Consider the following 23,877-nt stretch of genomic DNA (forward strand, 5'->3'; position numbering starts at 1 on the left):
GAATGGTTGTTCCAAATTTATCTGGAATCTCTTGATGTTATCGCAATCTATAAATTTTAAAAGTATCATGCTTTTATAAAAACCGCCTTAGAAATAAGGCGGTTTTTACTTTTAGATTGTTAGATAAATTAACATTTTATACCCATTAAGGGGTATTGTTTGTTGATTCTATTTGCTTTAGTTTTGAAATAACTAACCTGTTTTTTTAATATGAACACCAAAACACCAAAACACCAAAACACCAAAATGGACTGAATTTGTCTGTTTTTTGCTATTATCACTAAGTCTGTCATTGATAAGCTGTGAAGAAGACTCTGTTAATGTAGAACAACAGGAAGTAACACAAAAAGCGATTTTTGAAACCGCTCAGCTTAATAAAAGAGATATTATAAACCGTATTGGTCTTCAAGATGCTCTATCTAAGGCAAAAGAACAACTTATACCATCTGTACAATTGAAGTCAGCTGTTTATGATAGTTTGAATAATATCTGGATAGACGAAGATCATATAAGTTATGTGTCTAGTGGAGATTATGAGAGTTATACTTTTGGAATCTTAGATAGTGATACTACAAAGCTTAAAAACTTGTTGTTTTCAAAAAAAACGAACTCAACTTATACTTCGTTTCTAATTACTTATGATCTTAATTATATATCGAAGCAAGATATAAGAATGGGTTCAATACCATTTGATTTTTCAGAATATATAAATTATCAAGAAATAACTACTAGTTTTCAACTTAAGACAGGTATTGTGATAGGTGGTTATGGTGGCTGTGTGTCGTCTGTAACACTACAAGAGGCAAGGAATTGTGGAGGAAATGATCATCATGTGCCCGGCGATTCTTCTTGCCCATTAGCTGACGGTCCTCGTGCTGCAGAAGAAGCTGTCATAATTATCATATATGAACCTTGTTCAAGTTCTGGTGGTGGAGGAAGTATAGGGACACCAGTTACTGGCCCACCAGGTAATGATCCGGTAATAGGTTTTCCAGGAGGTAATCCAGGAGGATCTGGTACTCCAGGTAGTGATCAAAACATACCTATCGTTACTCCTAGCCCAGAAGATGATAATCTTGTAGGAGATTTTGATACCACATGTATAAGTTTATCAAACGGAGATTGTAGAATAGTAACTAATCCTGTACTACCTATTTCTTTAAATGAGGTTTCTGATAATACACAGTCTCTATTTGATTCCTTTAATGATCCCAGCTCAGGTAATTATAATCCAGATGTTTATGAGTTTATTCAAAGCTTTGAACAAAATGAATTAAGGAATGATATTAATAATTATATTAGATCAGAACGTAATTCTTTGGAAGCTCAAGGGTTTGCTGTAGAGGCAACCATTGCAAGTGAAGAAGGTGCTGAGGTGGATTTTGATGATAAGATCATCAATGTACTAACAGGAAAGGCATCGATGATTTATAACCAATTGCAGACGACAAGTACCGGGTTTCGTAGTGCTATCAAAAATTTTGAATCAGATTTCCCAGTCGCACATTTAAAATTTGAACTTGGCGATACTGGTAGATCGAGAGCTTTAACAATTATTCCTAACAGTAATCCAAACACTCCAAATTCTCCTGATTATGTAATAACAATTCGTTTAAATAATAATAGTTCTTTAAGTGGGGTTGACCAAAGACCTGATCTGTTAACAGCTAAAACAATCATACATGAAGTTATTCATGCAGAAATGTATAGAAAATTATTAGCTATTCTTAATAATGGAGGTACTATAACAGGTGTCACAAGACAAAATGTAGAAGATGCACTGGTAAATTCGGATTACCCTGGTATGTTAGACTATTATACTAGATACAGAAATTGGCAACATCAACAAATGGCAGCTCATTATAGAGATGTTATGGCGCGAATTTTGCAGGAATTTGACACTGGGACTGTTGTTACGGCAAATCAACAACCTCAACAACTATATATGGATTTAGCATGGGAAGGTTTGATTTATGAATTGAACCCTACTACTGCGGTTACTGCTTGGATATCATTACCACAAGTAGAAAGAGATCGTATTAGACAAGTTATCTCTGATTATATTAGATTAAATTCACACTAAATGAAAAATATATTAATAAATTTAATTTTCGTAAGCACCGCTTTTGCGTTTGGTCAAAACCTCCAAAAGGAGAAGGTATATATATTATTTGAGAATTCATCTACTGAAAAATGTTTCGAGGAGGATGGATCAGGGAACACTAATTACGTTAATAAATTCAGAAAAGAATTATTAGAGGACCATGTCTATTTTAGAATTTGTAATGAATTGTTTAGCTCCAAAAAAGTATATATATCAAAAAATGTATATTCTAAAATTGAAGTAGATAGTTTAAATTTAGTAAACATTAATTATTTAAAAAGTAAATCAAAAGGAGTTAAAGATTTTAATCATCAAATCTTCAATAACATCTTTTTAATAGAGGAGATCAGCAAAGACAAATTTTATATTCATGAAGTTAGTTGGATAGACGATATACTTATTATGGAAAATTGACTTCTTAAATTTACGATTACAATATTCAAAACCGCTCTAGAAATAGAGTGGTTTCTGTTTTCAATATATAATTAATACCTATGACTTTTTTTAGATTTGACATGTCAACTATTCGTTTAGGCATTGTCTAAATCAGTTCTCGATGTTTACTAACCGTAAGAAATCAATTTTAAGTAAATTGAGAAAGCTTTAAAGCGATTCCGCATCTGCAGTGTAATGATGATTAAAAGATGATTTTTATTCTACAGCAAAATGACCAACTAGAAAGTGAATGTCTTTAAAGAAACAATCATTTAGTAAACGTTAACTCTCCAGAATCAACTCCAGCACCTTTAAATAATCTTCTTGATTATTCACAAAATCCAAGTCACTTACATCGATCACTTTTACTTTTAACTCTTGCTGCGATCTTATAAAATCGGCGTAGCCTTGTTGTATTTGAGAGAGGTAGCTGGCTTCTATATTCTTCTCATAGTCACGACCGCGTTTTTTAATATTCTCGAGTAATCTATCTTCTGTCTGATAGAGGTAGATGTATAAGTCTGGCTTAACCAGTTCTTTATACATCATGTTAAAAAGACGTTTATATAAAGAGTATTCTTCTTTTTCTAGTGTTATTTTACTGAAAATAAGCGACTTAATTACATAGTAATCTGCAACGGTAAATTCTTTAAAAAGATCTTGTTGCGCAACATCATCGCTTAATTGCTGGTACCTATCGGCTAGAAATGACATTTCTAGAGGGAAAGAATAACGCTCTTTATCTTCATAGAAAAGAGGCAAAAAAGGATTGTCTGCAAAACGTTCTAAGACTTGTTTTGCATTAAAATCTTCTGATATTTTATGCGTGAGACTGGTTTTTCCACTACCTATATTTCCCTCGATGGCTATAAAGTTAAGGTCTTGGATAGGATACCGCTTTCGCGAAAGCGGAATTTCAACCACCACCTTATTTTCTAATTGCTCTAGACCATTAGAAATTTCTTTCATGGTTTTACCCAAGACAGGATGTTCCATTTTTGCAGCAATATCTACCAGTGGTTGCATTACAAAATTGCGATCCTGCATTTTACAGTGCGGTATCTGTAGATGTGGAGTCTTAATAACCTGATCGTCATAAAGTGCTATATCTAGATCAATTACTCGATCTTCATAAACATCTCCAGTGCGTGGTACACGGCCCATGTCACGCTCTATTTGTTGTAAAATTTCTATGGTCTGTGTGGCCGTTTTATTACTGTGGACCAGTATACAAGTATTTAAAAAATCACCACCAGAAAATCCAGCTGCAGGCACTTCATACACGCTAGCAACTTTAATGATAAGGCCTAATTGCATTTCTATACGGCGTACAGCGTCTATCAGGTGATGTGCTCTGTCGCCTAGATTACTGCCTAATGCAATGAATATCTTATGGTTATGATTTGTTGAGATACCGTTAAATTTTGCAGCAAATTAAGGAATAATAGCACACTGTTGAAGTACTTTTACCATAATTATGAAGACACTTACTGGTAAAAAACTACGACTGGCTCATCGCATTTATTTAGTGCTCGGTGCATTATTTATTTGCTCGCTAGTAGTTTCTAATCTTATTTTCCAGAAATTCTTCCATTGGAATCCCATGGGGCTCTATAATTTTGAAATATCAGTGGGGTTATTGCCATATCCTATTACATTTCTGGTAACTGATTTAGTTAGTGAGATTTATGGACGTCGCAAAGCAAATGATCTAGTTCTAGCAGGTATATTTGCATCGGTATTTAGTTTAGGAATAGTTGCTGTTGCAGACGTTGCACCGGCTATAGAAGGTAGCCCTATTCAAGATGCCGTTTTTAATAAAGTATTTGGTGCCACAACTATTGCTGTAATGGCGAGTATGACCGCTTATTTATTTGCTCAATATGTAGATATACAGATTTATCATTTTTGGAAAAAACTTACTGGCGGTAAGATGCTCTGGTTACGTAACAACTTCAGTACCATATTTTCACAGTTTGTTGACACTTTAAGCGTGTTATTATTGTTATGTTACTACGAGGTATTGTTATGGGAACAATTCTGGCCATTGTTAACGGCTGGTTTCCTGTTTAAAATGCTAGTTGCATTAATAGATACACCATTGTTATATGGTGGAGTTTACGTTTTCAGACGTTTATTTAAACTGGAAATAGGAGAAGAAATTAAAATTGATTAAAAAGAAATCATGAAAAAGTTATTTAAAATATTAGGAGTTACGTTGCTAGCAGTTATCGTTTTGATCATTGCAGCGCCATTTTTCTTTAAGGATCAAATAGCCCAAATTATTAAAGATAAACTCAATGCATCTATGGATGCTCAAATTGATTTTGCTGAGGTAGATTTGAGCCTTTTTAGCGCTTTTCCAGATGCACGATTAAACATAGAAGGCGTTTCTATTATCAATAAAGCACCATTTGCTGGAGATACTTTATTCTATGGTAGAGAGGTGAAACTAGACTTGCCTATAGGTGATTTATTTAATGACGCTAGCGAGCCTATTCATGTTAATGAGTTGATAGTTAATGGTGCAGTAAGTCGTCTTACGGTAGATGAAGAAGGTAATTCCAGTTGGGATATTGCAAAGGAAGACACTGCTGTAGTCACTACGGAATCTGAAACAACAGAAGAAAGTACTGGATTCTCTTTTGACCTGAAACATTACGAGTTTACAGATACAGAACTTACTTATGAAGATAAGAGCACGCAAATGAAGTTTGCGATGTCTCAAATGAATCATTCTGGTAATGGAGATTTTTCTTTGGGACAGAGTACATTAGACACCTATACAGAAGCACTTGTTTTCTATACCATGGATGGCATTGATTATTTATCTGGCCAGCAGGTAAAACTAGATGCAGAGATTCTTATGGATCTAGAAAATCAAAAGTATACTTTTCAAGAAAACAAAGCATTTATCAATGATCTAGAATTAAAACTGAATGGTTTTGTAGAGCTAGAAGAGACTTATACTATGGTGGATTTAAGTTTTGACACACCATCTTCTGACTTTAAAAACTTCTTTGCAGTAATTCCTGAAACGTATCGTAAAAACCTAGATGGAATAACCACTACTGGAGATTTTACAGTAAATGGTATCATAAAAGGTGAGGTGGATGATACACGTATTCCTAAAATGGATATTAAGATCAGTTCTAATAATGCTTCTTTTAAATATCCAGATTTACCTAAAACGGTAACTAATATAAATATAGATGCACAGCTTAAAAATGATACAGGTAATGTAGATGATACTTATTTTAATGTAGCGCAAACTTCATTTAATATAGGTAGTGATAGAGTAAGTGGTAGTGCGATGATCAAAAATCTAACGACTAATATGAATGTAGATGTTAATGCAAAAGGTAATCTAGATTTTCAAAACCTTGCACAAGCATTTCCTCTTCCAGATGGTATGAAACTAGATGGTAAACTGGCGCTGGATATGGTAGCAAAGTTTGACATGGAAAGCATTGAGAAAGAACGTTATGAGCGTATCAATACAAAAGGAACTGCTAGCCTAACAGAATTTAAATATGAAGGTGACGCTATGACTAAGCCTCTTATTATTAATAAGGCAAATATAGATATGACTACTTCTAGAATTAAACTAGAAGACTTTGACGCGCAAACAGGTAATACAGATCTAAAAGCTAGTGGTACGATTAATAACCTAGTAGGGTTTTTGTTACAAGATCAAGATCTTAAAGGAACATTTAATGTACGATCTAACACACTTGACGCGTCAGACTTTATGACTGCTACAGAGGTAACACCAGCAAAAAAAGCAACCGATAAAACGCAGACTTCTACATCATCCACTACAACAGAGGCTATTAAAATACCAGCTTTTCTAGATGCAAATTTAGACTTTCAGGCAAATCGTGTTTTGTACGATGGATTAGAATTAAAGAATGTTAGTGGTATAGCATTAGTGCGTGACGAGACACTAACCCTTAATAATGTAAAGACCGATATTTTTGATGGTAATATAGGTGTAAACGGTTCGGTAAGTACAAAGGGAGATACACCTGTATTTAATATGGCGCTAGATATGACAGATCTAGATATTGCAAAATCTTTTGAAGGCTTTGATATGTTCAAGTCTTTTGTGCCTATTCTAAAATCGTTACAAGGTAAAATCAATACCGATATAACCCTATCTGGATCTTTAGATAATGAGTTGTCACCTATATTAAGTACACTTGCTGGAGATGCATTTGCACAATTATTAACTAAGGATATCAACGCGGCTAACAATCCGTTGTTGGGTAAACTAGACGATAAAATAAGTTTTATTGATTTAGATAAATTTGATATATCTGATATTACTACAAAATTAAATTTTAAAGATGGTGCTGTACAAGTGTCACCATTTGATTTTAATATTAAAGGTATTAAAGCAACGGCTAGTGGTAAACACAGCCTTACTAACGAGATGGATTACACACTAGCGCTAGATGTACCAGCAAAGTATTTAGGTAAAGAAGGAGCGAGCCTACTTTCTAAATTACAAGCTGAAGATGTAGAAAAGATAAATGTGCCTATTCCGGTTAAGTTTTCTGGATCTTTTTTAAGTCCTAAAATTGATTTGAATCTAGACCTTGCAGTTAAAAACTTAACTAATCAGATTATAGAAATTCAAAAGGCAAAACTAAAAGACAAAGGAGAAGATGCGGTTAATAACGCTGTGAACGATATTATAAGTGGTAACAATCCTTTAACCGGTATTAAAGATTTAATAAATGGTAACGGTACTAAGGCTAGCGACTCTACTAAAGTCACTACGCCTAAAGATTCTACCGGAACAACTAAGCCAGTTTCTACTAGTACTGAAGACAAAGTAAAAGAGGCCGCTGGTGGTTTAATTAAGAACTTGTTCGGTAAAAAGAAAACAGAAACAGACACTACTAAGACCAAGTAGATTCTGTACAAATACTTAGATTCCCCAAGAATAGAGTTAATTCTATTCTTGGGGAATCTTCTTTTTAATATAATTATACTTTCTCACTTAAATACTTCCAGTATCGTTTTGGAACATGTTGTAGGTGTAGTTTTAAATTTTTTCTAGACTCTATATTGGTACTCTTAAAATATTGATTCCAGAGATCTTTGTAGTTGTTCTCGCTTTCGCGAAAGCTACCTTTTACAGTCATTTCATCATCTTTTCCAGAGACAGTCGTGTTTAAAATACCACGTTGCCCTCGCGCTTTATTAAAATCAATTTGCACTTCTTGAACGGTTTTAAGATCATAACTAATTCCGTAATTGCGTTTTAGGTCATATATGATCCATTTCTGGTCGGCATAGCGATTTTTAAAATGCTTCATTATAAGGGGTAAAACATTAAAATCTGGTTCTATATTAGCATAATAAGTTTCTTCATCGATAAGGTGAAAACGTACAAAGGCCTCCATGCGGTGCTTTTCACGACCTACCATTTTTGCAGCCTGTGATAGTTTAAGAACAGTCGTGTTTGCATAATCACCACTAGGCGCTTTTTGATCGATAAAAGTCATTTTTAAGTACTCATAAATAGTATTTTCTATACCTATAATTTCACTTAAAAAAGCACAGTACACTTGATGAGAATCACGAGAATTACATAAAGATTTAAACCGATTCCATACACGTTGTGCTTTATCAGGGTCTGTAATTACCAGTTCTGTTCCTTCAAAAAGGTCGTTCTGTGTTCGAGAATCTAAGGCTATAATAGGTAGTTTTATCTTACGATCATAAATCGTAAAAATGGCAGTCATTAAACCATTTAAACTACCATCATATAATAAGGTTGTGGTCATGAGAATAAGTTTAATTGATTACTGAAGTTCTTGTGGTACTTGCTGCTAGAATCTAGCATGATTAAATTCTTAATCTTTGCACTAGTTAGATCCCTAGATTCAAACTCACGAGAGTCACAGGTCATAAAATACTTAGATCTATTCATAGAGATACCTATTGCTTTTAAATGTTCCCAGTTTAATTTCCTGAAACGTCTCGCACTTAAAATCTTCCCTACAGATCGCATTCCTATACCTGGTACACGCGCCAGCATTCTTTTATCTGCCTTATTAATATCTACAGGAAACTGATCTAGGTTGCGCAATGCCCACGATAATTTAGGGTCTATATCCATATCTAGATTTTGATGTGTGTCGTTTAAAATCTCTTTTACATTAAAACCATAAAAGCGTAGTAGCCAGTCCGTTTGATAAAGTCTGTTCTCTCGCATCATAGGGACTTCGGTACCTATGGCAGGTAGTCTAGAATCATTTGCCACAGGTATATAACCAGAGTAATAGACACGTTTCATCTTGAATTTATCATAGAAAAAATTTGCGCTATACATGATATCTCGATCACTCTCTCCGGTAGCACCTACTATCATTTGTGTGCTCTGACCGGCAGGCGCATAAATAGGAGTGCTTTTAATAAGTTTCTTTTCTGATTTATAGATTTGAATAGAATTTTGAACCGCCTTCATCGGTTTGATAAAATCCTTGTGGTCTTTGTCTGGTGCGAGTAATTTTAATCCAGCCTTAGTTGGGATTTCAATGTTTACAGATAATCTGTCTGCATACAATCCTGCTTCTTGCATTAACTCATCACTAGCACCAGGAATAGATTTTAAATGTATGTAGCCATTAAAGTTTTCTTCTTCCCTTAGTTTCTTAGCTACACGTATGAGTCTTTCCATAGTGGCATCTGGACTTTTAAAAATACCAGAGCTCAAGAACAATCCTTCTATATAGTTGCGGCGGTAAAAATTAATGGTCAGGTCAACAACTTCTTGTACAGTAAAAGCAGCACGTTTTATATCATTAGACTTTCTAGTCACACAATAAGCGCAATCAAAAATGCATACATTAGTCAGTAAAATTTTAAGTAACGATACACAGCGGCCATCTTCTGTATAAGTATGACATATTCCCATACCGCTAGAATCACCTAATCCTTTGTTCTTATTTTGTCGTTTACTACCACTACTGCTGCAGCTTACGTCATATTTTGCAGCGTCGGCTAGTATTTCTAGTTTCTCTTTTATTCTCTCGTAGTTCATATTAATTGTCCACACAGGTGGATGTTTTTTTTGTCATTCCGCACTTGAAGTGGAATCTGCTTATAACTTTCTCGATCTTATTTTAACACCATCTTCGACAAGCTCAGATTGACATCTTGTTTGTTATCCAGACTTTCTCGATTTTCTAGACCCACCAGGTTGATGAATCTCCATTTTCTCTTGTGGTAATTCCTGTTTGCGGTAGCCATTGCTATTTCCCATTCTTCGGTCACGTAGACTAGATTGTTTATCTAGTCGTTGTATGGTCTGTGGGTTTTCTTCTGCATATCGTGGATCTTGAATGTAGTCTGCTTTTTGCATATCATGGACTTCGATAGAATAGAAGTCAAATTCTTCTACGACCTTACCATATATTTTATAAATACCGCTTCCGCGAAAGGTGATTTTTGCAGCCACCGGCGGAAACATAACCGTATCAAAAAACCTACCGTTACAGTCTAAAAATGTACCAAACTGCATGCGTTTGCCCTTTGCTGTATGAGTCGTTTTAATGTTAACTACATAACCATAAATGAGTATCATTTTGTTATGGTGGCTTTTCATGTCTTCTAGACCATAATTATTTATAGGTTCTTCTACTAATAATTCAAAATGAGAGCACAAGGGAAAACCCAATAGTTCAATCTGTTCATAAGCTAGTTCTAATCTAGTGGTGTGTAATTGCGGTATGGTAGCTGCTCTATGTTCAGGAACAAATAATTTATTCTGAATATATTTTTGAGGTGATTTATCTAGTTTATAATGCGCCTGCCATAACAACTCATATCGATCCATACCGGTAAATCTAAAAGCATCGATACGTATTAAAATAGATAGCTGCTCTATACTTATGAGAACACGATTTATAAAATCTTCTAGAGAAACAAATAAGCCATCTAAATGACGCGCCTCTATAAGACGTATCATCGTTTTCTTTTCTAGTTCTTTAAGATAGCTGTAACCTAGATAGATACTTTTACCTTTAATAATATTTGCTATGTTGCTATGGTTAATACATGGTGCTTCTATAACCGCACCGCACATTCTAGCTTCATGTACATAAAGTTCTGGGCTGTAAAATCCACCACCATTATTTAATGTTGCTACCATGTATTCTAGCGGGAAATAACGTTTTAAATAAAGGCTTTGATAACTTTCTACAGCGTAGGATGCAGAGTGACCTTTCGCGAAAGCGTATCCAGCAAAACTCTTGATCTGATTCCATATTTCTTTAGTCTGTACAGGATCATGCCCTAGATCAAGACAGTTTTTAAAATACTTATTCTCTACTTTTTGAAACTCTTCTCGTGACCTGTATTTACCGCTCATTCCACGACGCAGTACATCAGCTTCCGCTAGGTCTAGTTTTGCATAATAATGCGCGACTTTAATAACATCTTCTTGATAAACCATTATCCCATAAGTTTCAGGCATGATTCCCTGCATGATGGGGTGCGCTTCTTTACGTTTTTCTGGATATCTCGTGCGTAAAATAAACTCACGCATCATACCACTTTGAGCAACACCAGGTCGTATCACAGAACTGGCTGCAACTAGTCCTATATAATCATTAGTTGCTAGTTTGCTCAATAGCATTCTCATAGCTGGTGATTCTATATAAAAGCAACCTATACATTTTGCTTGCGAGATCATGTTGTTGATCTCAGGATCTTTCATGAATTTTTTTACGTCGGTATGTACGTTTGCAATTTGCGCATCTGGCTGATTGTACTTTACTATTTCTATCGTGTCACGTATTTTACCTAGACCACGTTGCGCGAGAATATCAAATTTGTGTATTCCAGCATCCTCTGCAATGTGCATGTCAAATTGTACGGTGCGGTAACCCTTAGGCGGTAAACTAGTCGCACTGTAATAATGAACAGGTTTTTCAGTAATAAGAATACCACCGGCATGTATGCTGGTATAGTTAGGCATGCCTTTTATTAAATGACTGTACTTAAGGACCAGCTCATGCATTTGATCTAGACGCTCTGGTTTAAAATTACCTGTAGTAAGCATATCAATATCTGCTCGTGGTAGACCAAAAACTTTACCTAGTTCTCTAATAACCGCTCGGTATTGAAAGGTGTTGTATGTCGCTAGTAAAGAGACATTTTTAAATTCGTCAAAAATAAATCTGGTTATATCTTCTCGATCATCCCAAGAAAAATCAATGTCAAAATCTGGTGGACTCGTTCTATAATCATTGATAAAACGTTCAAAATACAGGTCTAATTCTATAGGGTCTACCTCAGTTATTTGTAGCAAATAAGCAAGAATACTATTAGCTCCACTACCACGTCCTACATAAAAATAACCTTTGCTACGTGCATATTCACAAATACGCCAGTTGATTAAAAAATAAGCGACAAAGCCTTTCTTTTTTACGATTCCTATTTCCTTTTCTATGCGTTCAATTACATCGCTTTTATCTTCTTTATCGCCGTACCTGTTTTCAATTCCGTTATAGGCCAGTTGTTTTAATTTCTTATAGTCAGCTTGTTTACTAGTAGAATAAATATGCTGATTTCCATTAAGTTGTGCATTTTCAAAATCAAAACTAATACGACATTGATCTAATAACAGTGTCGTGTTTTCAATAATAAACGGATAGTCTTCAAATGTCTTTTTGATCTCCTGTATAGGGATCATTTGATTTTCAAAATCACCTTGTTGCGATGTTGGTAGCTGACTCAATAAAATATTTAAATCTATACAACGCAGCAATCTATGGGCATTAAAATCTCTTTTGTTTCTAAAACTAACTGTTTGCATTACGACCAGTTTATCCTTCATTTTCACATATTTGGTAAATGGCAGTTTGCGTAATGCGGCGATGGAGATTCCTATGTATTCGCTTTCGCGAAAGCGAAATACATTGATTTCTATCACCTTGTTAAAAGGGTAGATAATAAAAGCATTTTTAAATGCTGGAGCTAGTTCAGGAAAAGGTGTTTTATTTTCTAGATGGTGAGATAGGAATTCATTTAATTCTTGAAACCCTTCATTGTTGCGTGCTATACCTACGTATAGTGGTTGGTGATCATTTCTAAAATCTATCCCTACTATTCCCTCTAGTTTATGTTTTGCACATAACCTGATGAAATTAAGGCAAGCACTGGTGTTATTAATATCGGTAAGCACAATTTTTTTCACGCCGTTTTCTAAGGCAAGTTCAATGAGGTTTTCTTCATTAAATGTGCCGTACCGTAGTGAATAATATGTGTGATTGTTAAGGTACAAATGATGCTTTTTTCAATTAGAATTAATACTATTGTTTGCGATGGGCAAGAACAACTGGCGGTAGTCCATTAAAAGGGTTTAACATTCTGCCTATGGTTTTTGCTTCCATGCCGGCGGCTCTCATGACAGTTCTATCGCCATATTTTTCTCTTATTTTATCTAGAGCCGTATACAAGTTTATTGCAGTTTCATTATCATCAAAGAGGTTGATTTGGTAATGCCCATTTACGATATGTGAAAATCTAATTCCTATTAATCGTATTAAGAGTCTACGGTTGTAAAGCTTTTCAAAGAGTTCTAATATGTGCGGTATAAGTATATGGTCTGCACTGCAATAAGGAATGCGCATTTGTTTTGTATAAGTATTAAAGTCCGAATATTTAATCTTCACATTTATACAACCAGTTAATTTATCACCACGTCTAAGTTGGAAAGCCAGATTTTCTGTCATAGCAATAAGGATAGAATTAAGTTTTTTCACATCTATGGTATCTCTATCAAATGTGCGCTCTGTACTTATAGATTTACGCTCGTTAAAAGCAACAACAGGTCGGTTATCTAGACCTTGTGCACGACGCCATATCATGCTGCCGTTTTTACCCAGTACATTAGTTAACATCTCTTCTGGCATTTCTTGAATAGTGTGTATGCGTTTTACACCTAGATGTCTCAATGTTTGATAAGTTTTATCACCTACTTGTGGTATTTTCTTTACAGATAGTGGTGCCATGAAACCTTTTTCTTCTCCATGATTAATCATTAATTGATTATTGGGTTTTGCCTCGCCGGTTGCTATTTTAGAAACGACTTTATTAGTAGATAACCCAAAGGAGATAGGTAATCCTGTTTCTTTTATTACTTTCTTACGCAATTCTGTAGCTAGTTTATAACATCCATAAAAACGATCCATTCCGGAGAGATCTGCATAGAACTCGTCAATGCTCGATTTTTCAAATAATGGAGTTTCTTGTTTGATAATTTCTGTCACTTCATCAGAGTGTTTTGAGTAAGTACCTGCATTACCTCTTATAACTACTGCTTCTGGACATAGTTGTCTAGCAAGTTTCATAGACATACCACTATGCACTCCATAACCTCTAGTCTCATAACTGCATGCGGCTACCACACCACGATCACTCGTGCCACCTACTAGTAATGGTCGGTTTTCTAGTCGTGAATCCATTTTTCTCTCTACCGAAACGTAAAAAGTATCCAGATCTAAATGCATGATTTGTTTATCGCTCATAAGGTGTTATCCCTTTGTGTTAGGAATAGGTTTTTTGATCGTGCTTATATTTTTTAAAACAAGGGGTCAAAAAACCTCACAAGATTTTTCTTGTGAGGTGTATGTTAATCAGTTTATTATTTATGCGTTGCTACTTAATTAATCGATCATGTTTTTAATAACTAGATCATTTACGGTAGGCTCCATAAAATTCACAAAAGTCTCTTTTTCAATTTCGTTTTTAAAATGAATGCCATTTTGTTGTAGTACTTCATGTAATGTATGATATACCTTATGGATAAGATCTTCGGTTTCAGCAACTTTATCAGACCAGGTTTTTACTTTATGAACTACTTTCATAGTAGCTTTTTTTCCTGTCTTTCTTGTGATTACGAGTTGTTCTACTCTTTGGGCTAACTCTGTTTTAATAAGTTCAATATTCATGTCGGTAATCATTTTAAAATAAAACAAATTGGTCTCCTTCTACTAGACGTTCTTCTCTTATAACATAATCATCTTCTTCGGCATATTTAAGACGTTCATATAAACAGCGATCGTAATCTTTGAAAAGTTTATCTCCTGTAGGTTTTAATAATTCAAGTCCGTTTGCATCAGGACTTTTTATTTTTGAAGATATAGGATAAGCATTAAATCCTTTAGAATCAAAAGGCTCCATCATTCTAGAAAGCTCTGCAACTGACATATCTGGATTAAGCCATTTTTCTTCATCTTCTCTACTTAATATAACTGGTGCTCTATGGTGTTCTATTCTTTGTGTAATTCTATTTGCAGCACTTGTTAATATAGCTACTGTATGGTGCAATTCTCCTGTTAATGGATGTTGCCATGTATCATATATACCTGCTAGAGCAAATGGGCCTCTATCACGATTAGGGTAAACTAGATAAGGTTTGTTAAGTTTCTCCTGTTTTGGTCCTTCTATAAAAGCATCTACTAGAACAAGACAACGTTGTGATTTTACAGCATGTTTAAACATAGGTTTATTAAAAATACCCATCGCTCCTTTATACTGAGGATTATTCTCTGGATTCAAATCGCCTTCACTACGCGCATTAATCATATACGTCTGTTTATGTGCCCATTTAGGAGTATATCCTAAGGTAAACATCTGTATGTGGTTGGGTTGCTCGTTTGTAATTACAGGTATTTTATTACCTGCGCTTATGTTCACATTTTCATTAAGTACAGCACCTTTTATAAAAGCAGCGTTAAAACGCTTTTCTAAATCTGCTGCTGGTGTAATTATCGTTGCTCTTCCACACATAATTGTAGTATTTTGGAAATATTCCTAGAATAATTCCTATTAACGATTCAAATATATGGAATAATTCCAATATTATGGAATAATTCCACTGTTAAAATTGGAAATATTCCTAAATACCCTATATTTGTTCTATGGCACAAGAGATTTCAACAGAAGCAAAAAGGTTTAAACAAGTTCGTGAAGACCTAGGAAAGACACAAAGTGAGTTTGCAGACTTGCTAGATGCAGGTAGCACAACAGCAGATATTGAACGTGGTAAAAAGAAAATTACAGGTAAGATCGTGACGGAGTTGTTACGACAGTTTAATGTAAATCCTTTGTGGTTATATGGTAATAGTTATAATAAGTATCTAGAAACTAGCACGAGTACAGCACCCAAAATTATTACTATGGACACTAACGATCGTGAAAACATGATCATGGTACCTATAAAAGCAAGTGCTGGATATGCAAGCAATGTACAAGATACAGACTGGTATAACGATTTGCCTGCCTTTAATATACCCTTGCCACAGTATAGAGAAGGAAGTTATCGTGCCTTTCAAGTAAAAGGGGATAGTATGTTACCTGTTTTACAGCCTCATGAATGGGTCATGGGTAAAGCGGTAGAAAGCGTGCGCATGGCAAATGATAATCGCATTCATGTAATTATTACAGCAGATAGCGTTCTTGTGAAGAAACTACGCAAATCAGAATCTCCAGAAGCGGTAAATTTGATTTCTTTAAATAGAGAATATCCAGTTATTGAGCAACCAGTAGTAGAGATTAAAGAACTTTGGGAAGTAAATTCTAAGCTCAGCTTTGACCTCGATGTGCATGAAGGAGAAGAGGCTATGATTTCCTTAAAACAAGGTCTGGATAGTTTGCGTGAAGAAATACAGAGCATTAAAAAAGGGAAGTAATAGGTTGTTTGTTCCGCTTTCGCGAAAGCGGATATTCTAATTATTTAAGTGACATGATATGGGTTTTGAGCATCTTTATGACTTTCTAGAACGATTGCAAGTCAATAACAATAAAGAGTGGATGGAAGTGAACCGCAAAGAATACCAAACGGTGCGTTTATGGTTTATAGACTGGCTTACAGAAATGCAAGAGCGTCTAGTAGAAATCGATCCAGATTATACAGATACTGATGTTAAAAGATCTATCAACCGCATCAATAATAACTTGATGTTTCAGCCTAACAAACCTATTTATAAAGATCATTTTGGAGCAGGACTGGACCTTTCTTATCATGAAAAACAAAACGATTTTTATCTACAAGTAGGACTAGAGCAATCTTTTATAGCTGGTGGTTTTTATAAGCCAGAAGCCAAAGTGCTCATATCTATCAGAGAAGCCATAGATTATAACGGAGAAGAATTAATAGCAATTATTGAAAAGCCTTCTTTTAAAAAGATTTATGGTGATTTATATGACGATGGGAATTCTTTAAAAACAGCACCAAAGGGTTTTCCTAAAGATCATGAGCATATTGATTTATTGCGCAAAAAGACTTTTGCCGTAGAATATCCATTAACTAGAGAGCAAATATTATCTCCAGGTTTTACAGACTTGTATATAGAACTGTACAAAGAAATGAAACCTTTTAGAGCTTATTTGAGTGAAGCGGTATCGGTGTAGATTATTATTCTACCCATTTATAAAGTTGTAGTTTCTTTTTCCAGCGATTATCAATTTTTTCTAAAACAATTACTTCACCAGAACTACTTTTCTGTAACCTTATATATGCAAGATTTTTTTCCTTATTAAAAATAGGAATGGTATATTTTAAAAAACTGTAGTTACCAGTTTTTTGATTTAAACTATCTGCAACTTGTAAAATGTCATTATATGAAAATTTTGCTTTAGACATTCCTTTTACATCAAGAATTCTAAAACCATAATTTGATAATTGATTAAGATTAACATTTGAGACACTTTTTCTTTGTTTTTGAATAAAAGAGGTGTCAGATTCTACTAAACTATTTGATATCAATTCCAATTCACTTAAATCTCTATTTTCTTTAGAATAAGCATCAGTATATTGAAATTTTGAACCTGTAATTGCTCTAATAGTTGAATAGTCTAACGATACAGGTGGAGCCATAAAACATGAGCTAAAATTTGAAATCAATTCACTTTTAGAGTTTAGAATTTTAATGTGAATGGTGTCAGATAAAATTTCATTTAAAAACTCAATTTTAAATTGATCAGAAATTTGTTCTTGGTTTGAATTAGTGTTTTCACAGCTAACAAAAATAATTAAGATTAATAAGCCAAATAATATACGTTTCATAATTATCTATCCCTATAAAACACCTTAAACTCTGCACCCATTCCGTAATCGTCATTTCCAGAACGTACCAACTTACTATTAGGATTATAACTCAAATCAAATAATTGCCAGGTTTTATCATTAAAAAAAATGCGTCGTACCCAAGTGTTTTTACCTTCTATTTCTTTAGTAAAAGGTAAAAGTGGCCTGTAAGTAGTTGATACTTTCTCAAAGCCAGATCTTGTTTTAATCTCTCTGTACTTTTTTGCTTTGATTAATTTACCATCAGGCTTTGTGTAACCTAATACTTGTATAGAAGCAAAAATCCCATTATTAGGAATGTTTATTTTAAGTTCTGTAATGTCCAGTTCGTATGTCTCTTCAGTAGTTTGATTGATCACAAATGTCTTTGAAGGATATAAAGATTTTCTCGATGGGCTGCCATCTTCTTGCACGTCATAAAAACTAACTCTAAACATAGTAGAAAATTTACGTAGTTTCCCTTTCTTACTGCGCTGACTTTCTTCTAGAACCACTGGTAATTTTAACTGAGTAATTTGAGTAGGTTCACCTTCATAGCGATCAAATTTTACTGCAATTTCACTTTCTACGGTAGGTAACCAGCAGTCAAAATAATTATCATGTCCTATTTCCTTCTGCTTGCGATCTTTATGTTTGCCAGTAAGTGCGGCGCTTATGATTACGGTTTCTAGTTCGTCTGCTTCTAGGGTTAAAAAAACTTCAGATTTTAAATTGGCTACAGCTATACCTAAGTCTGCATAACCGATGCTAGAAAAGAATAAAGAATCTACATCTTTATAAAGTTCTTTGGTAAACCTAAAACTACCTTCATCGTCGGCAAATGTTCCTTTACCATTACCAAAACTGATGGTAGCAAAAGCAATCGCCTCTTGAGTAGATCCATCCTTTATAACGATGTCCTGACTTTGTACTAGGTTTAAGTTGAATAGTACGAGACTAATCCAGAATAAGTTTTTCATTGATATTTTTTAAATAAGCGACTATCTCGCGAGTTGCGCCAGTATTGCTGTTGATCCAGTGTCCACAAATCATTCCAGTTTTATCTCTAAAATGATCGTCTTCAAATAATTTGTTTGCGATAGATTCAAAATCTGTAGAAGTAGCAACAGAAAATAAACCACCTAAGTCCTCTAGTTTTCCAGCTTCAGGAAATTTTTCATAATTCTTACCTATAATTACTGGTACACCATAGGTAGCTGCTTCTAGAATATTATGCAATCCCTTTGTTCCCATGGCTCCACCTACATAAGCAACATCTGCATAGCTGTATGCCTTAGTAAGAAGACCTATAGTGTCAATGATTAGGGTAGATGGCTTTTTCAAATCATGAATAACACAACCTTGTAGACTGCTCCATTTGGCTGGATAATAACTCAGTGTTTTTTCTAATTCATTTATGTGAGAAACTCCTACTTCATGCGGCGCGATAATGACTTTATAAGCTCCAGTCTTTTCATTTTCATGAAGCCAGTTTTTCATGATCTCAATATCTTCTGGCCAGGAACTGCCTATAACTATGCATTTTTTATCTCCTACAAATTCTTGTAGTTGTTTTACTGTACTGTCACGCTCTATCAATTGGCTTGCACGGTCAAATCTGGTATCACCACTTACACTTGCATTGGTAAAACCTAGCTTTTCTAGATTTTTAAGAGAAGAATTGTTCTGTAAAAAGAAATAATCAAAACTCTCTAGAGATCTAGTCATCCATTTTCCATACCAGCTATTAAATGACATTTTATCTCTAAAAACGCCACTAACTAATATAGTCGTACAGTCTATTTTTTTAAGCGCATTTAAATAATTAGGCCAGAATTCATACTTAACCATAATCGCAACCGTAGGATTTACCGTTGCCATAAATTTATTCACATTGCTTACCGCATCTATAGGTAGATAACAAATAACATCTGCTAGGTGTGTGTTCTTTTTATTCTCATAACCGCTAGGTGAGAAAAAAGTAAGAATCACCTGATATTTATCACGATTAATATGTTCGAGTACTGGTACCACTTGTTCAAATTCTCCTAAACTCGCTGCGTGTACCCATATTTTAGGCAGAGAAGATTTTACTTTTTGGTCTAGAATATCCCATGTTCTCGCACGTCCTTTAACACCTAATTGGAGTTTTTTATTAAAGGCACCGGCTAGTGGTAGGCACGCTTTCGCGAAAGCGGAAAAAATATCATACAACGTCTTCAAAAATCAGTCTTTTTTCAAATGTAGCACAATAGCAGTTACTAGTTAAATTTAGTAGGCTAAAAGGTAATGGTTTATAATAAAGTAGTTCGATTTAATAGAATCTCAGTGTGTAATAATACAAATCATTATCTATCAAAACACTTAGTGTAGTAACGTGAAATTAGGTTTAGGCATTCCTCTCATTATTGCTTATTTTTACATGGACTAGCGTGGTTAAACGCGCTGGCTTAATAAAATTTGCAAATGCGTAAAATACAGATGGTTGACCTTCAAGGTCAGTACGAAGGAATAAAAGATAGAGTGAATAATGGGTTAAAAGAAGTCATCGAGTCGGCGGCTTTTATCAATGGACCAGAAGTTCATGCTTTTCAAAAAGAGCTAGAAGACTATCTAGATGTAAAACATGTAATACCATGTGCAAATGGTACTGATGCTTTACAAATCGCAATGATGGGACTGGGTTTAAAGCCTGGAGACGAAGTCATCACTGCCGATTTTACATTTGCAGCTACCGTAGAAGTAATTGCTCTTTTAAATCTAACACCGGTTCTAGTAGACGTAAATCCTTATAACTTTAATATCGATACAGACGCGATAAGAAAAGCTATAACGCCTAAAACTAAAGCAATTGTGCCTGTTCACTTATTCGGCCAGACGGCAAATATGGACGAGATCATGGCTATTGCCAAAGAGCACGATCTTTTTGTAATAGAGGATAATGCCCAAGGAATAGGTTCTAATTACATGCATGCAGACGGTTCTAAATCTAAGACAGGAACCATAGGTAATGTAGGTACAACATCTTTTTTTCCATCTAAAAATTTAGGTGCTTATGGAGATGGTGGTGCTATTTTTACAAATGATGATGAGCTGGCTCATATCATAAGAGGTGTTGTAAATCATGGTATGTACGAGCGTTATCACCACGACGTAGTAGGTGTTAACTCTAGACTAGACGCGATGCAAGCGGTAGTTTTAAGAGCAAAATTGCCATTCTTAAATGATTATAATAATGCACGTAGAGATGCGGCGAGAAAATATACAGCAGCATTTGCCGGTGAAGAAAAAATTATAACACCTATAGTTTGTGATAACTGTGATTGCCACGTTTTCCATCAATACACACTAGTTATTAAAGATGCAGATCGCGATGGACTGGTAAAACATTTACAAGCAAATAACATTCCTTGTGGAGTCTATTATCCAATTCCTTTACATAAACAAAAAGCTTATGTTGACGACAGGTATAAAGAAGAAAACTTTACGGTGACTAATCAGTTAGTAAAGGAATGTATTTCTTTACCTATGCACACAGAGCTGGACGACGAGCAAATTAAATTCATTACAGATCATGTAAAAGAATATTTGAATAGATAAATTAAGATCTAATAATTAATAAAAGAACCCCTATGAAAACAAGATGTATTTAGTTTTTATAGGGGTTTTTCTATTTCCCGCTTTCGCGAAAGCGGAATACTTACCGTCTTACGGTTTATAATACCATTGAAGGAATAGACTTAAATAAATCGATAGAGCTTAATTGGTAATGTCTGAAGGTGGTAATGTTATAGATGAAAGTTGGAGTTTTTTCTGTATCGCTCAAATTTAAAACGTAAATATTAGGATTACAGGGCTTTAAAAATTAAATAAGTGTTTTCTATATTTGTGAAAGAATAACCATCTTAATTTTTCACATGAAAAACGTATTAATAATCTCTCTTTGTTTATTTCTTAATATTTCATTTGCTCAAAAAGATAATTGGCAAACTAAGTATGAGCAACGTTGGGAACATTATGATGGAGGTACTAAATTATTTGTGAGTAATAATAACTTTTTACCTATTACTTATAAGATAGGCTATAAACCGGTTAATCTAGTTCAAGATGTAGAAAATGGTAGCTATATAGTTATACCAGGTAGAACAAAAGATTCATTATTATTAGATTTCAAAAAAATAGATCCTAAAAAGAAATGGAAGTTCAATAAAGGAAGTACGTTAGTTTATTTAGGTGATTTAACAGATACGGAATATGATGAAGACTATGTTTATGAGTTGCCTTTTGAAAAAGGAACGTCACATAAGATAAGCCAAGGCTATAATGGAAATATTTCTCATCAAGAGAAGTATGCTTTGGATTTTGATATGCCAGTTGGGACAAAGGTGTTTGCATGTCGTGAAGGACTGGTTGTTGAAGTGGTAAAAAACAATACAAAAAATTGTGATAAGCCTAGTTGTGCTGATTATAACAACTATATTAAAATTCTACATTCGGATGGTACGATTATGCAGTACCTTCATTTTAGAAAAAATGGAGTGCGTGTTAAACCAGGTCAGAAAGTAGTAAAAGGTCAACATATAGGTTTTAGTGGTAATGTTGGTTGGAGCACAGGGCCACACTTACATATTGATCTCTATCTTACAGATAAGGATAATAATTATAAAACATTAAAAACTAAATTTAAAACTGATAACAATACAATCACCGAAGAAATGAAAAAGGATGTGCTGTATCTAAAAGATTATTAATGCCTTACAAAGCACTATGATTCTTAAAACCTTTCTCTTCTAGATATTTTACATATTCATGGGTGTTAACAGTGGCTTTTAAATCATGTAAAAGATTATAAAGACCAAAGAACGTACGATTAATGTATAAGAAGTGCTTGCTACCACGGTTACCATTCATTTTACGCAATTCTTTATCATTGCTATATTTCTCACTTAGAGAAGAAATCTCATCCCAAAATCCAGAATCTGCAAAATTAAATGTCTTTTCTTGGAATGGTTTTGTAAATAGACTCAGCATCTCGTGAAATAAAGCGCTGAAATAAACAATTTCTTTCTCGCTATCATCTTTGCGTAGAATCTCTAATTCAAATAATTTTGCTTTGAAAATCTCTGGATTATTGATACTTGCAGGAACGGCCAGTTCAAAATACGGCTGGTAAAATTCGTCCACGATTTCTTTAATACAACCGAAGTCGATTGCTATTAATTCTTCATCCTTAGAAATTAAAAAATTACCAGGATGTGGGTCTGCATGAACGGCTTTTAGACCGTGCATTTGAAACATGTAAAAGTCCCAAAGTGATTGTCCTAGTTTATTACCAGTTTTTTGTGAGAAGTCTGTTGCAGCAAACTCGCTTAAATGCTGCCCTGTCATCCAGTCCATCGTGATGATGCGTTTACTAGATAATTCTGGATAATAGGTAGGAAATTTAAGATTAGGTATGTGAGAACAGGCTGCTGTAATTTCTATACTTTGCTTTACCTCAAGTGTGTAATCTGTTTCTTCAGTTAATTTATCTTCTACCTCTGCAAAGTATCTTTTTGAGTCTTCACCTTTTAAATTAAACATCTTAATCGCGATAGGTTTTACCATCGCGAGGTCACTACCTATAGACTCTGCCACACCAGGATATTGAATTTTAACCGCTAGTTCCTTACCATCTTTAGTAGCTTTGTGTACCTGGCCTATACTTGCTGCGTTCACAGAATCTTTTGAGAAAGTATCATAAATCTCTTCTGGAAAAGCACCTTGATATTTCTTAAATGTTTTTCTAACTAACGGAGCCGAAAGTGGTGGCACGCTGAATTGCGCTAGACTGAACTTCTCTACATAAGCACCTGGTAATAGGCTCTTATCCATAGATAGCATTTGCGCTACCTTGAGTGCACTACCTTTAAGACTCTTTAAACCATCATAAATATCTGTCGCATTATCTTCATCAAGAGAAGAGCGATCCATAGAAGGGTTTACTGCTTTTTTTGAATAGTACTTGATGTAATTAGCACCGATTTTTGCACCAGTCTTTACTAGCTCTGTAGTACGGCCTATTTTACTGGTAGGTATTTTGTCTAGTGTTTTCATAGCAATCTAGTTAGGTAATCCACATCGATAAGCTCAGTGTGACACTTTTGAATGTTATTAATGATAAAATTGTTCAGTAACTACGCTTTCGCGAAAGCGGAATAATAGAAACTTGTTAGAAAGCGTCAAAAGTTTTGAGCTTACGGTATTT

General features: G+C 34.5%; 19 protein-coding genes. 8 read left to right on the forward strand and 11 right to left on the reverse strand.

All coding sequences use genetic code 11. The features are described 5' to 3' along the window. The first annotated feature begins 268 nt into the window (after nt 1-268). Both ACJJVJ_RS11315 and ACJJVJ_RS11320 read left to right on the forward strand, forming a co-directional pair. On the forward strand, nt 269-2,083 hold the full coding sequence (locus ACJJVJ_RS11315; RefSeq protein ID WP_405370359.1) for a hypothetical protein: 1,815 nt from the start codon (nt 269-271) through the stop codon (nt 2,081-2,083). Next, nucleotides 2,084-2,518, forward strand: coding sequence for a hypothetical protein (locus tag ACJJVJ_RS11320; protein ID WP_405370361.1), 435 nt, complete (start codon nt 2,084-2,086; stop codon nt 2,516-2,518). It abuts the gene before it with no gap. A 303-nt stretch (nt 2,519-2,821) separates the two neighbouring features. On the opposite strand, the gene folK is transcribed toward ACJJVJ_RS11320, so the two are convergent. After that, a complete protein-coding gene (gene folK, locus ACJJVJ_RS11325) occupies nt 2,822-3,952 on the reverse strand; it encodes a 2-amino-4-hydroxy-6-hydroxymethyldihydropteridine diphosphokinase (protein WP_405371250.1) in 1,131 nt (376 codons plus the stop codon). Between the two features lie 64 nt (nt 3,953-4,016). On the opposite strand from folK, the gene ACJJVJ_RS11330 reads away from it, so the two are divergent. Beyond that, the gene (locus ACJJVJ_RS11330; protein ID WP_405370363.1) at nt 4,017-4,715 is read left to right on the forward strand and encodes a queuosine precursor transporter; all 699 of its coding nucleotides are present in this window, start codon (nt 4,017-4,019) and stop codon (nt 4,713-4,715) included. 9 nt (nt 4,716-4,724) lie between these two features. Then, on the forward strand, nt 4,725-7,460 hold the full coding sequence (locus ACJJVJ_RS11335; RefSeq protein WP_405370365.1) for an AsmA-like C-terminal region-containing protein: 2,736 nt from the start codon (nt 4,725-4,727) through the stop codon (nt 7,458-7,460). Nucleotides 7,461-7,533: 73 nt separating this feature from the next. Here ACJJVJ_RS11335 and ACJJVJ_RS11340 read toward each other — a convergent pair whose 3' ends face one another. The 6 genes from ACJJVJ_RS11340 to ACJJVJ_RS11365 form a co-directional block, all read right to left on the reverse strand. Beyond that, nucleotides 7,534-8,337, reverse strand: coding sequence for a TIGR03915 family putative DNA repair protein (locus ACJJVJ_RS11340; RefSeq protein ID WP_405370366.1), 804 nt, complete (start codon nt 8,335-8,337; stop codon nt 7,534-7,536). Then, nucleotides 8,334-9,596 (reverse strand): putative DNA modification/repair radical SAM protein, encoded by a 1,263-nt coding sequence (locus tag ACJJVJ_RS11345; RefSeq protein WP_405371251.1) that lies wholly within the window; start codon nt 9,594-9,596, stop codon nt 8,334-8,336. The genes ACJJVJ_RS11340 and ACJJVJ_RS11345 overlap by 4 nt, the downstream gene beginning before the upstream one ends. 123 nt (nt 9,597-9,719) lie before the next feature. Further along, the gene (locus ACJJVJ_RS11350) at nt 9,720-12,842 is read right to left on the reverse strand and encodes a DNA polymerase III subunit alpha (protein ID WP_405370367.1); all 3,123 of its coding nucleotides are present in this window, start codon (nt 12,840-12,842) and stop codon (nt 9,720-9,722) included. A gap of 28 nt (nt 12,843-12,870) precedes the next feature. Further along, entirely contained in the window at nt 12,871-14,088 is a 1,218-nt protein-coding gene (gene dinB, locus ACJJVJ_RS11355; protein WP_104513998.1) for a DNA polymerase IV, read from the reverse strand. 138 nt (nt 14,089-14,226) lie between these two features. Next, complete coding sequence (locus tag ACJJVJ_RS11360; protein WP_104514704.1) at nt 14,227-14,511, reverse strand: hypothetical protein; 285 nt, start codon at nt 14,509-14,511, stop codon at nt 14,227-14,229. A 13-nt stretch (nt 14,512-14,524) separates the two neighbouring features. Continuing rightward, nucleotides 14,525-15,352: an SOS response-associated peptidase gene (locus ACJJVJ_RS11365; protein ID WP_104513997.1), complete on the reverse strand. Its 828-nt coding sequence runs from the start codon at nt 15,350-15,352 to the stop codon at nt 14,525-14,527. Nucleotides 15,353-15,483: 131 nt separating this feature from the next. Here ACJJVJ_RS11365 and ACJJVJ_RS11370 point away from each other — a divergent pair, with 131 nt between their 5' ends. Further along, the gene (locus ACJJVJ_RS11370) at nt 15,484-16,254 is read left to right on the forward strand and encodes a helix-turn-helix transcriptional regulator (RefSeq protein ID WP_104513996.1); all 771 of its coding nucleotides are present in this window, start codon (nt 15,484-15,486) and stop codon (nt 16,252-16,254) included. A 58-nt stretch (nt 16,255-16,312) separates the two neighbouring features. After that, the gene (locus ACJJVJ_RS11375; protein ID WP_405370369.1) at nt 16,313-16,975 is read left to right on the forward strand and encodes a DUF2461 domain-containing protein; all 663 of its coding nucleotides are present in this window, start codon (nt 16,313-16,315) and stop codon (nt 16,973-16,975) included. Nucleotides 16,976-16,979: 4 nt separating this feature from the next. Here ACJJVJ_RS11375 and ACJJVJ_RS11380 read toward each other — a convergent pair whose 3' ends face one another. The 3 genes from ACJJVJ_RS11380 to ACJJVJ_RS11390 are packed head-to-tail and all read right to left on the reverse strand — an operon-like array spanning nt 16,980 to nt 19,853. Beyond that, the gene (locus tag ACJJVJ_RS11380; RefSeq protein ID WP_405370370.1) at nt 16,980-17,630 is read right to left on the reverse strand and encodes a hypothetical protein; all 651 of its coding nucleotides are present in this window, start codon (nt 17,628-17,630) and stop codon (nt 16,980-16,982) included. 2 nt (nt 17,631-17,632) lie between these two features. Continuing rightward, nucleotides 17,633-18,610, reverse strand: a complete 978-nt coding sequence (locus tag ACJJVJ_RS11385) for a carboxypeptidase-like regulatory domain-containing protein (protein ID WP_405370371.1) — start codon at nt 18,608-18,610, stop codon at nt 17,633-17,635. Then, nucleotides 18,588-19,853, reverse strand: a complete 1,266-nt coding sequence (locus ACJJVJ_RS11390; protein WP_405370373.1) for a 3-deoxy-D-manno-octulosonic acid transferase — start codon at nt 19,851-19,853, stop codon at nt 18,588-18,590. Before ACJJVJ_RS11390 ends, ACJJVJ_RS11385 begins: the two co-directional genes overlap by 23 nt. 243 nt (nt 19,854-20,096) lie before the next feature. Here ACJJVJ_RS11390 and ACJJVJ_RS11395 point away from each other — a divergent pair, with 243 nt between their 5' ends. Continuing rightward, on the forward strand, nt 20,097-21,230 hold the full coding sequence (locus tag ACJJVJ_RS11395) for a DegT/DnrJ/EryC1/StrS family aminotransferase (protein ID WP_405370375.1): 1,134 nt from the start codon (nt 20,097-20,099) through the stop codon (nt 21,228-21,230). A gap of 317 nt (nt 21,231-21,547) precedes the next feature. Beyond that, the gene (locus ACJJVJ_RS11400) at nt 21,548-22,381 is read left to right on the forward strand and encodes a M23 family metallopeptidase (RefSeq protein WP_405370377.1); all 834 of its coding nucleotides are present in this window, start codon (nt 21,548-21,550) and stop codon (nt 22,379-22,381) included. A gap of 4 nt (nt 22,382-22,385) precedes the next feature. Here the strand turns inward: ACJJVJ_RS11400 and ACJJVJ_RS11405 are convergent, their stop codons facing one another. After that, on the reverse strand, nt 22,386-23,726 hold the full coding sequence (locus ACJJVJ_RS11405) for an ABC1 kinase family protein (protein WP_405370379.1): 1,341 nt from the start codon (nt 23,724-23,726) through the stop codon (nt 22,386-22,388). Between the last annotated feature and the right edge of the window lie 151 nt (nt 23,727-23,877).

Origin of the sequence: Nonlabens sp. Asnod2-A12, assembly GCF_045063745.1 — a bacterium.
In the GTDB taxonomy this organism is placed as follows: domain Bacteria; phylum Bacteroidota; class Bacteroidia; order Flavobacteriales; family Flavobacteriaceae; genus Nonlabens; species Nonlabens xylanidelens.

Bases quoted from the DNA above. Each gene is read 5' to 3' on its own strand.
- ACJJVJ_RS11320 (WP_405370361.1), top strand. From the start codon at position 2,084: ATGAAAAATATATTAATAAATTTAATTTTCGTAAGCACCGCTTTTGCG.
- ACJJVJ_RS11330 (WP_405370363.1), top strand. From the start codon at position 4,017: ATGAAGACACTTACTGGTAAAAAACTACGACTGGCTCATCGCATTTAT.
- ACJJVJ_RS11335 (WP_405370365.1), top strand. From the start codon at position 4,725: ATGAAAAAGTTATTTAAAATATTAGGAGTTACGTTGCTAGCAGTTATC.
- ACJJVJ_RS11340 (WP_405370366.1), bottom strand. From the start codon at position 8,337: ATGACCACAACCTTATTATATGATGGTAGTTTAAATGGTTTAATGACT.
- ACJJVJ_RS11345 (WP_405371251.1), bottom strand. From the start codon at position 9,596: ATGAACTACGAGAGAATAAAAGAGAAACTAGAAATACTAGCCGACGCT.
- dinB (WP_104513998.1), bottom strand. From the start codon at position 14,088: ATGAGCGATAAACAAATCATGCATTTAGATCTGGATACTTTTTACGTT.
- ACJJVJ_RS11360 (WP_104514704.1), bottom strand. From the start codon at position 14,511: ATGAATATTGAACTTATTAAAACAGAGTTAGCCCAAAGAGTAGAACAA.
- ACJJVJ_RS11365 (WP_104513997.1), bottom strand. From the start codon at position 15,352: ATGTGTGGAAGAGCAACGATAATTACACCAGCAGCAGATTTAGAAAAG.
- ACJJVJ_RS11370 (WP_104513996.1), top strand. From the start codon at position 15,484: ATGGCACAAGAGATTTCAACAGAAGCAAAAAGGTTTAAACAAGTTCGT.
- ACJJVJ_RS11375 (WP_405370369.1), top strand. From the start codon at position 16,313: ATGGGTTTTGAGCATCTTTATGACTTTCTAGAACGATTGCAAGTCAAT.
- ACJJVJ_RS11380 (WP_405370370.1), bottom strand. From the start codon at position 17,630: ATGAAACGTATATTATTTGGCTTATTAATCTTAATTATTTTTGTTAGC.
- ACJJVJ_RS11385 (WP_405370371.1), bottom strand. From the start codon at position 18,610: ATGAAAAACTTATTCTGGATTAGTCTCGTACTATTCAACTTAAACCTA.
- ACJJVJ_RS11395 (WP_405370375.1), top strand. From the start codon at position 20,097: ATGCGTAAAATACAGATGGTTGACCTTCAAGGTCAGTACGAAGGAATA.
- ACJJVJ_RS11400 (WP_405370377.1), top strand. From the start codon at position 21,548: ATGAAAAACGTATTAATAATCTCTCTTTGTTTATTTCTTAATATTTCA.
- ACJJVJ_RS11405 (WP_405370379.1), bottom strand. From the start codon at position 23,726: ATGAAAACACTAGACAAAATACCTACCAGTAAAATAGGCCGTACTACA.